We start from the raw sequence: 11,521 nt of genomic DNA on the forward strand, positions 1-11,521 counted from the left end.
GCGCCATACGGGACCCTCTGCACGCTCAACGGTCACGGGAATGAGTGGCTGCGCCGGTGACTCTACGAGATCCCCCGCAAAAACCTACGCTGGATCGTATTTTACGCAGCCTGGCACAGTCGAATGTGACGACTCTCGCACTACGGGAACGGCCCGATCCGCGTGCTGAAGCCGGATTCGAATGCGTAGCCACGCCGCGCCACCGTTGCCGATACTGCGCCGTGCAGGGGTTTGGGGTGTCGCGTCCGGATCCTTCCGACCTGTGCCGGGCCATGGCGCGGAGGTGAGCGCTCAACCGCGGTCGAGTGCCCGCAGTCGCTCGGCCAGGGCTGCCGCCGGCACGTAGCCGTTGATCACCTCCCCGTCCGGCAGGATCATCATGGGAGTGCCGCGCAGGCCAAGCTGCGCGCCCAGTGCGTACTCGCGTGCGACCGGGTTCTCGCAATCGGCGTCGCCAGTGACTTCTTCGCCCTGCTTGGCGAGCGTCAAGGCCGCCCGACGATCGTCCGCGCACCACACTGCTTCGGCCTTGCGGAACGAGGGCGTGCCCGGACCGGAGCGCGGGTAGAAGGCGTAGCGAATGGCGATGCCGCGCGCGTTGTAGTCGTCGATCTCGCGATGGAGCTTGCGACAGTAGCCGCAGTCGATGTCGGTGAACACGGTCACCGCGTAATCGGTCTTTTCCGGGGCAAAGACGATCATGTTCTCCTCGCCGAGCGCGGCCAGCTCGCGCACACGCTGCTGCTTGCGCTTGTTCTCGGTGAGGTTGACTCGCGCTTGGAGGTCCACCAGGTCGCCATCGATCAGGTAGCGGCCATCACCGGTGACGTAGCCGATGTTTCCGTCCTGGGACAGTTCGTAGAGCCCGGGCACCGCGGCGGGCTGGATACTGTCGCGTGCGATCTGTGGCAAGGCCGCGGTGACGGCATCACGCACCGCCTCGAGTCCGGCATCGTCGAGCGCCGCGCTGGTGGCGGCTGGGGCTTGGTCGCGTTCCGGGGCACAGCCGGTGCCGAACAGGCCCAGTAGCAGCGCAGCCGCGAGCGACGAGAAAACGGGGCGTTTCATGGGGCGTCCAGTGCGAAAGCGGGGCGCCATTATGACAGCAATGCCCGGATGGATATCCCGGGTCTGGACGATCAGGTGCCGGGGCGGCGTCGGTCGCCGCGCGGGTGATGCTCGGCGTGCAGGTCGCGCAGACGTGCACGCGCAACGTGCGTGTAGATCTGCGTGGTCGACAGGTCGGCGTGACCGAGCAGCGACTGCAGCGAGCGCAGATCGGCGCCGTGTTCGAGTAGATGGGTGGCGAAGGCGTGACGCAGCGTGTGTGGCGACAGGCTGCTGCGGATGCCGGCCTGCGCGGCGTAGTGCTTGACCAGCCGCCAGAAGTTGTGCCGGGTCATGGTCTGGCCGCGCGCGGTGAGGAACAGCCCCTCTGGCTCACCGGCGCCGGCCAGTTGTGGCCGTGCGTCGCGCAGGTAGCGTTGCAGCCACTCCATCGCATGTTCACCCATCGGCACCAGACGCTCACGCCCCCCTTTGCCGAGCACTTGGACGACGCCGGCGCGCAAGTCCACGCCGGTCCGCTTGAGCGTCACCAGTTCGCTGACGCGCAGACCGCTGGCATACATCAACTCCAGCATTGCCCGATCGCGCAAACCCAGGGCGTTGTCGGTCGCGGGCGCCTCGAGCAGACGTTCGACCTCGCGCTCGTGGAGGGTCCTGGGCAGGCGCAGGCCGGTTCGTGGCGAGTCTAGGCGCGCGGTCGGATCATCGTCACGTTGCCGGTCGGCGTGCAGATGACGATAGAACTGGCGCAGGCTGGACCGCAGACGCGCCTGCGAGCGCGGGCTCAGACGGCGCGCGGCGAGGTAGTCGCGCAGATCGGCCTCGGTCGCCGCCGTCAGGGGCGTGCCGCGCGCAGCCAGCCAGCGCGACAGCAGCGTCAGATCGGAGCGGTAGCTCGCCTGGGTATTGCGCGAGACACCGCGCTCCAGCCACAGCCGGTCGAGGAATCGCTGGATCGCAGCCTGGCTCTCGGCGGGATCGAGCGCGGAATCGGCATCCGGCACGGTCATGAGGCGCGCTTGGAAGCTCACGCAAAGAAAAACCCCCGCTGCGTCACAGCGGGGGTCGATTCGCACACGATGAGGCTTACTCGGTGGTCGTGCGGATCTCGGCACGACGGTTGAGCTGACGGCCCTCGGCGGTCTCGTTGGTCGCGACCGGCTTGGACTCGCCGTAGGACGTGGTGTCGATCCGGTCGGCGGCGACGCCCTTGCGGATGAGGTAGTTCTTGACCGCGCTGGCGCGACGCTCGCCCAGACCCAGGTTGTAGCCGTCCGTACCGATCCAGTCGGTGTGACCGTCGACCTTGACGCGCAAGTTGGGATGCTGCTCGGACAGCTCGTTGATCGTGGCCGCGGCGCTGTCCAGATCGCTCATCGCCTTGGGCGTCAGATCCGACTTGTCGAACGCGAACAGCACGTCGGTAAAGCGGCGCTCGCCACCCAGCGTCGGCTTGGGCGCGGGCTTGGGCGGCGGCGGCGGTGTCTCCTTGACGGGCGGCAGCGCAGCAGCCGCTTGCGTCACCCCGAACGGCACGACGAATCCGACCTTGGCGATCACGTCCTCGATGCGGTCCTCACCGCCAACGTTGTTGTCGGAATCCAGCCAACGGTAACGGATGTCGTAAACAAAACCGAGCGTGGTGCTCTTGAACGGGAAGGTCTGGAAGCCGACACCCGCGTCGAAGAAACCGCCGTCCTCGTCAAAGCCCGTACCGTCGAGCTTGTTCCTGGCCCAGCCGGCGCCGAAGCCGACATAAGGCGAGAACACGCGGTTACGCGAGTAATAGAACAGGAAGTCGGCCTTCACGGCGTCCTCCGTCCACTCGTTGGGACGAGACGCGCCATCATCACCATAGCCGTGGTGGTAGGCGCTGAGGTCGATGTTGAAGTACTGCGTGATCGGCACACCGACACCGACGAAGAACCCCAATCCGTCGCCGGAGGCGCGTGCGCCATCGGCAAAGGCGTGAGAGTATCCGCCCTGGATCGTCCACTTCGGATACATCGTTTCGGCATTGGCGGCGACCGGGACCGCGGTCAGCGCAGCAGCTGCCAGGAGGCATCCCCTTATTCTCATCGTCGACCTCGTCAGTTCCTTTTTGAGTTCCCAAACCGGCGCGCAGCAATTGACTTCGGACCGCAAACGCGGCTGCAGAATGACCGGTTTGCCCAATACTATATCGCTGGACCTCTGAATTTGCACCACGTCATGCTCGAACCGCTGCTACAGGAGTATTTGCTCTTTTTGGCCAAGACGGTGACGGTGGTGCTCGCCATGGCGGCAGCGGTAATGATTGCGCTCAACGCTGTACGTTTGCTGAACACGCTCAGAGACGGCGAACGCCTGCATGTGCGCAGCCTCAACCAGCGATTTCAAGACCTGGCCGACGCGGTGCGCGAGACGGTGCTGCCGGACGCCCAGATCAAGAAACTGCGTCGACAGCGCAAGGCCGAGGCCAAGGCACGCCACAAGGGGCACCGGGCCGAGCGCCCGCGCGTGTTCGTACTCGACTTCGACGGCGATCTGCACGCACATGCGGTGGAGGCCTTGCGCGAGGAGGTCAGCGCGGTCCTGCAAGCGGCCCAGCCTGGCGACGAGGTGCTGCTGCGGCTGGAAAGCGAAGGGGGGCTGGTACATGCCTACGGGCTCGCCGCCTCCCAGCTCGCTCGCTTCAGGGCGGCCTCGGTCCCGCTGACCGTGGCCATCGACAAGGTCGCGGCCAGCGGCGGCTACCTGATGGCCTGCGTTGCCAACCGCATCCTCGCCGCGCCGTTTGCGATCGTGGGGTCGATCGGGGTGGTCGCGCAGCTACCGAACTTTCACCGTCTGCTACGGCGCATGGATGTGGACTACGAGCTGCACACGGCGGGCGAGTTCAAGCGTACGCTCACGCTGTTCGGCGAAAACACCGAAGCCGGCCGCGCCAAGTTCAAGCAGGAGATCGAAGACACCCATCAGCTGTTCAAGCAGTTCATCGCCGAGCACCGGCCACAGCTCGACCTGGCAAAGGTCGCCACCGGCGAGCACTGGTTCGGCGCACGCGCGCTCGCGCTCAAGCTGGTCGATGCCTTGCAGACCAGCGATGATTTCCTGCTCCAGAAAGCCGACGAGGCCGAGCTGATCGCGCTGCGCTATCAGCGTCGGCCGCGCCTCGCCGAGCGTCTCGCCCACAGCTTGACGACGCTCGGCATGCACCTGCGCCGCGGCCTGCAAAGCGGCGCCGGTGCACGCTGGCGCTGAGCGAGACAGACGCTACCATTAGCTCGCCCTCGCATCCACACCAGAGATCCGCAAAATGAAAGTCGTGAGCCGCAGCTTTCGTGCCAATGGTCGCATCCCCGGGCGCTGCGCCTTCGCCGTCAAATCGCCGACGACGCACGTGCGACTGTCCCAGAATCGCAATCCGCATTTGGCCTGGAGCGGCGCACCCCCGGGCACACGCAGCTTCGTGATCACCTGTATCGATGCCGACGCGCCGACCCGGCCCGACGACGTCAATCAAGAGGGGCGGCAGGTGCCCGTGGACCTGCCGCGCGCCGAATTCGTGCACTGGCTGATGGTGGACGTGCCGGCACACGTAACCGAGATCGCCGAGGGCAGCTGCTCGAATGCGGTGACCGCGCGCGGCAAAGCCCAGCCCCCTGGGCCGCCCGGCGCGCGTCAAGGCCTGAACGACTACACCGGCTGGTTCAAGGGCGACCCCGACATGGACGGCCGCTATCTGGGCTACGACGGACCGTGTCCGCCGTGGAACGATGCGCGCGTGCACCACTATCGCTTCGAGGTCTATGCCACCGACCTGGACCGTTGCGAGGTCGGCGAGGCGTTCACGCTGGCCGACCTGCGCAAGGCGCTGGATGGACATGTTCTCGCCCAAGGCGGCCTGACCGGCCGCTACAGCCTCAATCCCTCCATCAAGCTGCGCTGAGCGCAGACCCGCGCATGAAACTCACATGCTGCATCGCGGTCAGAGGTCCGCTGCAGCTCGTGCAGACCGACTAACCACAAGGATCCCGATGTCCCAACATATCGCCGTCAAAATCCTGGCGCCGCTTGCGGTTTCCGCATCGATCATCGCCAGCGCGCTGATGCTCACCAGCACACCGGAACCGGCCCGCGCCGACATCCCCTTGAGCACCCCCGCGACGCAGCAGGGGCTGCCGACGCTGGCGCCCATGCTCAAGCAGGTGATGCCCGGCGTGGTGAACATCTCGGTCACCGGCGAAGTGGAGGTGCAGAATCCGTTCGGCCCCTTCATGGACGACCCGATGTTCCGGCGCTTCTTCGGTGTGCCGGACATGCCGCGCGAACGCGAGTTCCAGTCGGTCGGCTCGGGTGTCGTCGTCGATGCCCGTAACGGTTACATCCTCACCAACAACCACGTCGTCGAGCGCGCCAAAGAGATCAAGGTCTACCTCAACGACGACCGCGAGTTCGATGCCGAGTTGGTGGGCGGCGACCCGGAAACCGACGTCGCCGTGCTCAAGGTGAAGGCGGACAAGCTCACCGCGGTGCGTCTGGGCGACTCGGACGCGCTGGAGGTGGGCGACTTCGTCGTCGCCATCGGTTCGCCGTTCAATCTGCGTCAGACCGTGACCAGCGGCATCGTCAGCGCGCTGGGCCGCACCGGCGTGTCCAACGGTTATGGTGACTTCATCCAGACCGACGCGTCGATCAATCCGGGCAATTCCGGCGGCGCGCTGGTCAACCTGCGCGGCGAGCTCGTCGGCATTCCGTCGATGATCTTCTCGCGCTCGGGCGGCAACATCGGCATCGGCTTTGCGATCCCGGTGAACCTCGCCAAGAGCATCATGGATCAGCTCATTGAGCACGGCGAGGTCGAGCGCGGCCGCATCGGCATCATGGGCCAGCCGCTGACGCCGGAACTGGCCAAGGCCTTCGGCCTCGAAAACACCCGGGGCGCCGTGGTCACGCGCGTGCTGCCGGATTCGCCCGCCCAGAAGGCCGGCCTCAAGCCCGAGGACATCATCATCGAAGCCAATGGCAAGCCGATCACTGATTTCCTGCAATTGCGCAACATCGTCGGCCTGCTGCGCGTGGGCGACAAGGTAACGCTCAAGGTGTTGCGCAACGGCAAGGAGAAGAAGCTGACCGTCACCGTCGGCAAGGATGACGAGGCCGCGTCCACCGGGGAGGAATTGCATCCGCGCCTGGCCGGCGCCACGTTTGCGCCGGTGGACGACGCCGCGCGCGACGTCGCCGCCGACCGCGGCATCGTCGTGCAATCGGTGCAGCCCGGATCGCCCGCCGCACGCGCCGGCCTGCGCCAGGGCGATGTGATCCTGTCAGTGAACCGCCAGCCGGTGACGACGATGGAAGCCTTCCGTGCCCAGGCGAGAAACAAGGGCCAGTTGCTGCTGCACATCCGTCGCGGTCAGGGGGCGATGTTCCTGCTGCTGCAATAGCGCACCCTCCCGTTCGGAGTTTGTCGCGGACGTGCCCGGGGATGGTCCCCCGGGCGCGTCTGCGCCAAGGCGCGCCAGAGGCACGCCTCGACACGCCTGAACAGCCGCGCGCGCCGTTGCCCGCGCCGATCTTTTGCTGGAAACTGGACGAGGCACACTGGACACAGCCGTTCAATGATCGACGCCGAAATCCAGCAACTCGAAGAACGCGTGCAACGTTTGATCGCGGCCTACCGGCAGGCACGGCTCGAACAGAAGCGCGCAATGCAGGAGCGCGATCGCCTGCTCGCACTCAACGCCGAGTTGCGGCGGCGCATCGAGGGCATCGTCGAACGCGTGCGCTCACTCGAATCCGAATCGGAGCACGAAGTGTGAACAGCAAGGAATCGGCCGCCAAGCCGGCTCAAGAACCGCTGTCGATCACCGTGCGCATCATGGGCAAGGAGTACAGCGTGATCTGCCCAGCCGAGGAGCACGAAGCGCTGGTGAAGTCCGCGGACTTTCTCAACGAGCGCATGACCAGCATCCGCCGCCGCGGCAAGGCCCTGGGCACCGAGAAGATCGCGGTCATGGCGGCGCTCAACATCGCCCGCGAACTGCTCGAACTCAAGGGCGTCGAAGGCGTCGCCAGCGCCAGCCCCGAATCCGTTCACCGGCTGCGGCAACTGTCCCTGGACATCGACTCGTCGCTGTCGATGGAGTGACGCGCGGCGACGTCGGCGCGACCACCGGCAAAAACGTTCCCACATCCGCAGTGATATGCTTTCCAGGTGTCTCCTGCGGTGTTCGACGACCGGTCTGGAACCCCTTGAGCCTATTTGCACCGAAAGGGAGCCGTAGCCGTGCCGGGTGTGCAGGCCCACCTTCGCAGTGGGAAGCCCGATGGCAAGGCGAGGTGCCCACTTGAGACGCTGTCTCAAGGTCGATGACCGGATGACGGCACAGGCGGGAGACACCACCCTACGCAAGCACGCCTTGCGCCGCGAACTGCGGCAGCAGCGTGCGCGTGTGCCCGTGGCAGCGCGCGCACGCGCCGCAGAGCGCGCCACTGCCGTTCTCGCGCGCACACGCGCCTGGCGCGTCGCCCGCCACGTCGGTATCTATCTGGCTTGCGGCAGCGAACTGCCCACCGATCCCTTGATCCGGCTCGCCTTGCGCGACGGCAAGCGCCTTTACGTACCGCGCATCGGCGCGCAGGGCAGCATGCGCTTCCTCGCCTGGCGTCCGGGCGCGGCAATGCGGCGCAACCAGCACGGCATCGACGAACCGCGACGGGCACCGATGCGCCCGTGGCGTGAACTCGACCTCATCATCGTGCCACTGGTCGGCTTCGATCGCAGCGGCTATCGTCTGGGCGCCGGCGGCGGCTACTACGACCGCCTGTTCGCGCGCCGCCACGCCACACGCCCGACCTGCCTGGGCTGGGCACTGGCGCAGCAGCAGATCCCCGCCGTGCCGCGCGATCCCTGGGATCGACGCCTGGACGGCATCGTCACCGAACGAGGGGTGGTATGGCCTATTGGCTGATGAAATCGGAACCCGATTGCTTTTCGATCGACGATCTGGCCAAGCGCCCGAACCAGATCTCCGGATGGGATGGGGTACGCAACTACCAGGTGCGTAACATGTTCCGCGACGAGATGAGAATCGGCGATAGGGCCTTTTTCTATCACTCGAGCTGCGCCGAGCCGGGTGTGGTCGGCGTGATGCGCATCGTCTCCAACGCCTATCCCGACCCGACCCAGTTCGACCCTAAGGCCGATCACTACGATCCCAAGTCCACACGCGAGAACCCGCGCTGGCTCCAGGTCGACGTGCAGTTCGAACGAAAGCTCGACAAGCCGGTGACGCTGGCGACGCTGCGCGCGCACGAGGCGCAGCTCAAGGGCATGCTGGTGCTCGCCCGCGGCTCGCGCCTGTCGGTGACGCCGGTACGCCCCGAACACTGGGACTACGTGCTCAAGCTCGCCGGCGAATAGCGGCTCAGTCCGTGCCGAGAAACAGCCGGTAGGCCGGGTTGTCACTCTCCTCGACGTAGGCATAGCCGAGTGCGTCGAGCGAACGCCGGCACTCGGCCCATTGTTTCTGCGGCACCTGCAGGCCGCAGAGCACGCGCCCGTAGGCCGCACCGTGATTGCGGTAGTGGAACAGCGAGATGTTCCAGCGCGAGCCGATCGCATTGAGAAAATCCAGCGCGGCGCCGGGCCGCTCGGGGAACTCGAAGCGGAACAGACGCTCATCCTTGAGCCCCGGGCAACGGCCGCCGACCATGAAGCGCACGTGCAGCTTCGCCATCTCGTTGCCGCTCATGTCGATGACCTCGTAACCGGCATCGCGCAGACTCTGCAGCACCGCGCTGCGCTGCTCGGCGCCATCGGTGATACGGATGCCGACGAAGATGTGCGCGGCTTCGGCCGAGCTGTAGCGGTAGTTGAATTCGGTGATCAGCCGTTTGCCGATGTGCTTGAGGAAGCGCTTGTAGGCACCGGGCCGCTCCTCGATGGTCACCGCGAGCAGCATCTCCGCCTCGTCGCCGAGCTCCGCGCGCTCGGCAATGTGGCGCAGCCGGTCGAAGTTGAGATTGGCACCGGAGACGATCGCCGCCAGCGTCTTGCCGCTGACGTGGTTCTCGTGCACCCAGCGCTTGAGCCCGGCGACGGCCAGCGCGCCGGCGGGTTCGGGCAGCGAGCGATTGTCGTAGAAGACGTCCCGTGTGGCCGCGCAGATCTCATCGACGTTGACGGTGACGCAGGCGTCGACCAGGTGACGGGCGACACGGAAGTTCTCCTCGCCGATCTGGCGCACCGCGACGCCATCGGCGAACAGGCCGACCTGCGGCAACACGACGCGCCGTCCGGCGCGCATCGCCGCCTCGAAGCAGTTGGAGTCGTCCGGCTCGACCGCGATGACCCGGGTCTTCGGCCGCACCGATTTGATCCACGCCGCCACGCCGGCGAGCAGACCGCCGCCGCCCACTGGCACGAACACGGCATCCAGCTCGCCGCACTGTTCGAGCAGCTCGCGGCCGATGGTACCCTGGCCGGCGATCACATCCGGATCGTCGTAAGGGTGCACCATGGTCATGCCCCTTTCGGCGGCGAGCGCGAGCGCATGCTCGCGCGCGTCGTCGTAGGCGTCGCCGTGCAGGATCGCCCTGCCGCCGAGCGCGCGCACCGATTCGACCTTGAGCGCTGGCGTGGTCCGCGGCATCACGATCCAGGCCGTCAACCCCAACTGCCGGGCCGCCAGCGCCACGCCCTGTGCGTGATTGCCGGCCGATGCGGTGATCACGCCGCGTGCACGCTCGGCCGCGGACATTTGCGCGATGCGGTTGTAGGCGCCGCGCAGCTTGAACGAGTGCACCGACTGCTGGTCCTCGCGCTTGAGCAGCACGCGGTTGTTGAGCCGCTGCGACAGCTTGCGCGCTTCCTCGAGCGCGCTGATCACCGCCACGTCGTACACCTTGGCCGCCTCGATGCGGGCGCGATAGCTGGCGAGCAGTCGCGAGAGGTCATGGGCGGCGGCCCGGGATGGCGGCGTCAAGGTGGAAGCTCCCTAACCGAATCGTCTGCGCCACCCGGATGAGCAGCGCTGGGCAATGCCCTATGATACCGCGCACTTGCACGCTCCCCTGCACGCTCACGAGCATGTCCTCGCGCATTGCTTTCATCGGCGGCGGCAACATGGCCGCCAGCCTGATCGGCGGGCTGCTGACCGCCGGCCACGACGCCGCGCGCATCCGCGTCGCCGAGATCGGCGACGAGCGCCGCGCGTGGCTGCGGCAGCGCTTCGGCGTCGAGGTCTTCGCCGACGCGGCGGCGGCGATCGATGGGGCCGAAGCCCTCGTGCTCGCGGTCAAGCCGCAGCAGATGCGCGAGGCACTCGCCGGCCTGCGGCCGCAGGCCGGCACGACGGTGATCTCGATCGCCGCCGGCCTTGCGCTCGCCAGCCTGCGCCGTTGGCTCGGCGCCCACCTGCACTACGTGCGCAGCATGCCGAACACACCGGCGCTGCTCGGTGCCGGCATCAGCGGCCTGTACGCGCCGCCGACCACGCCCGCCTCCGCGCGCGCGCTGGCGGAGTCCATTCTCGGCGCCGCCGGGGACTATGTCTGGCTCGACGAAGAGTCGCAGATGGACGCGGTGACCGCGGTCTCAGGCTCGGGGCCGGCGTACTACTTTGCACTGACCGAAGCCCTGCGCGAGGCCGGGGTCGCGCTCGGGCTGGCGCCAGAGACCGCGGCGCGGCTCGCTCGCCAGACCTTCATCGGCGCCGCGCGCATGGCCGCAGGGGACGACGACGTCGCCGAGCTGCGCGCGCGCGTGACCTCCAAGGGTGGCACCACCGAGGCCGCCCTGCAGCGCTTCGAAGCCGGCGGCCTCAGCGACCTCGTCAAGCAGGCGGTGGCCGCCGCGGCCCGTCGCGGTGCAGAACTCGGCGCCATGCTCGATCGGGAGGCCTGATGGGCGCGAACGCTTCCAACGCCATGCTGTTTCTGATCACCACGCTGTTCGACTTGGTGCTCTGGGCCTATCTGCTGCGCATCATCCTGCAGGCCACGCGCGCCGAGTTCTACAACCCGATCTCGCAGGCGATCTGGCAGCTCACGCGCTATCCGACCGACTGGCTGCGGCCGTTCATGCCGAACCTGCGCCATGTCAACACCGGCGCGCTGCTGGTCGCGGCGCTGATCGCGCTGATCTACGTGCACGTGATCGACGGCATCCTCAACCTGCGCTACGGCACGCCGGCGCTCGTGCTCGCCGCGACGCTCAAGCTGCTGGTGCTGACGGTGAACCTCTACACCTTCACGATCTTCGTGCAGGCAATCCTGTCCTGGCTCGGACCCGGCGTGAACAACCCGGCGAGCAACATCCTGTGGAGCATGAACGAACCCTTGCTGCGGCCGGCACGCCGCATCATCCCGCCGCTGTCCGGCCTCGACCTGTCGCCGCTCGCGGTGATCCTGCTGTTGCAGGTGCTCAACCGTCTGCTGCCGCTGCCCGGCGCCTTCCGCTGAGGCC

General features: G+C 67.0%; 13 protein-coding genes and 1 other RNA gene. 10 read left to right on the plus strand and 4 right to left on the minus strand.

The genetic code is table 11. The features are described 5' to 3' along the window. Nucleotides 1–291: 291 nt before the first annotated feature. The 3 genes from ABSH63_RS00595 to ABSH63_RS00605 form a co-directional block, all read right to left on the minus strand. Entirely contained in the window at nucleotides 292–1,068 is a 777-nt protein-coding gene (locus ABSH63_RS00595) for a DsbC family protein (RefSeq protein ID WP_352886438.1), read from the minus strand. 71 nt (nucleotides 1,069–1,139) lie between these two features. Further along, nucleotides 1,140–2,078 carry a site-specific tyrosine recombinase XerD gene (xerD, locus tag ABSH63_RS00600; RefSeq protein WP_352886439.1) on the minus strand — a complete coding sequence of 313 codons (939 nt, stop codon included), beginning with the start codon at nucleotides 2,076–2,078 and terminating at the stop codon, nucleotides 1,140–1,142. Nucleotides 2,079–2,154: 76 nt separating this feature from the next. Further along, the gene (locus tag ABSH63_RS00605; protein WP_352886440.1) at nucleotides 2,155–3,147 is read right to left on the minus strand and encodes an OmpA family protein; all 993 of its coding nucleotides are present in this window, start codon (nucleotides 3,145–3,147) and stop codon (nucleotides 2,155–2,157) included. 132 nt (nucleotides 3,148–3,279) lie between these two features. On the opposite strand from ABSH63_RS00605, the gene sohB reads away from it, so the two are divergent. The 8 genes from sohB (at nucleotide 3,280) to ABSH63_RS00645 (ending at nucleotide 8,476) form a co-directional block, all read left to right on the plus strand. Beyond that, a complete protein-coding gene (sohB, locus tag ABSH63_RS00610; RefSeq protein ID WP_352886441.1) occupies nucleotides 3,280–4,311 on the plus strand; it encodes a protease SohB in 1,032 nt (343 codons plus the stop codon). Between the two features lie 55 nt (nucleotides 4,312–4,366). Next, nucleotides 4,367–4,999: a YbhB/YbcL family Raf kinase inhibitor-like protein gene (locus ABSH63_RS00615; RefSeq protein WP_352886442.1), complete on the plus strand. Its 633-nt coding sequence runs from the start codon at nucleotides 4,367–4,369 to the stop codon at nucleotides 4,997–4,999. 88 nt (nucleotides 5,000–5,087) lie between these two features. Beyond that, entirely contained in the window at nucleotides 5,088–6,497 is a 1,410-nt protein-coding gene (locus ABSH63_RS00620) for a DegQ family serine endoprotease (protein ID WP_352886443.1), read from the plus strand. Nucleotides 6,498–6,671: 174 nt separating this feature from the next. After that, nucleotides 6,672–6,872, plus strand: a complete 201-nt coding sequence (locus ABSH63_RS00625) for a hypothetical protein (protein WP_352886445.1) — start codon at nucleotides 6,672–6,674, stop codon at nucleotides 6,870–6,872. Continuing rightward, nucleotides 6,869–7,201: a cell division protein ZapA gene (locus ABSH63_RS00630; protein WP_352886447.1), complete on the plus strand. Its 333-nt coding sequence runs from the start codon at nucleotides 6,869–6,871 to the stop codon at nucleotides 7,199–7,201. Before ABSH63_RS00625 ends, ABSH63_RS00630 begins: the two co-directional genes overlap by 4 nt. 67 nt (nucleotides 7,202–7,268) lie before the next feature. Beyond that, nucleotides 7,269–7,453, plus strand: a non-coding RNA gene (gene ssrS / locus ABSH63_RS00635) — 6S RNA. 19 nt (nucleotides 7,454–7,472) lie between these two features. Beyond that, entirely contained in the window at nucleotides 7,473–8,024 is a 552-nt protein-coding gene (locus tag ABSH63_RS00640; protein ID WP_352886448.1) for a 5-formyltetrahydrofolate cyclo-ligase, read from the plus strand. Further along, a complete protein-coding gene (locus ABSH63_RS00645) occupies nucleotides 8,009–8,476 on the plus strand; it encodes an EVE domain-containing protein (protein ID WP_352886449.1) in 468 nt (155 codons plus the stop codon). Before ABSH63_RS00640 ends, ABSH63_RS00645 begins: the two co-directional genes overlap by 16 nt. A 4-nt stretch (nucleotides 8,477–8,480) precedes the next feature. On the opposite strand, the gene ilvA is transcribed toward ABSH63_RS00645, so the two are convergent. Then, nucleotides 8,481–9,998, minus strand: coding sequence for a threonine ammonia-lyase, biosynthetic (gene ilvA / locus ABSH63_RS00650; protein WP_352886899.1), 1,518 nt, complete (start codon nucleotides 9,996–9,998; stop codon nucleotides 8,481–8,483). A 146-nt stretch (nucleotides 9,999–10,144) separates the two neighbouring features. On the opposite strand from ilvA, the gene proC reads away from it, so the two are divergent. Continuing rightward, nucleotides 10,145–10,960, plus strand: coding sequence for a pyrroline-5-carboxylate reductase (gene proC / locus ABSH63_RS00655; protein WP_352886451.1), 816 nt, complete (start codon nucleotides 10,145–10,147; stop codon nucleotides 10,958–10,960). Continuing rightward, complete coding sequence (locus tag ABSH63_RS00660) at nucleotides 10,960–11,517, plus strand: YggT family protein (RefSeq protein WP_352886452.1); 558 nt, start codon at nucleotides 10,960–10,962, stop codon at nucleotides 11,515–11,517. Before proC ends, ABSH63_RS00660 begins: the two co-directional genes overlap by 1 nt. Nucleotides 11,518–11,521 lie beyond the last annotated feature (4 nt).

The sequence above is a fragment of the Sinimarinibacterium thermocellulolyticum genome (genome assembly GCF_040327995.1).
In the GTDB taxonomy this organism is placed as follows: Bacteria; Pseudomonadota; Gammaproteobacteria; order Nevskiales; family Nevskiaceae; genus Solimonas; species Solimonas thermocellulolyticum.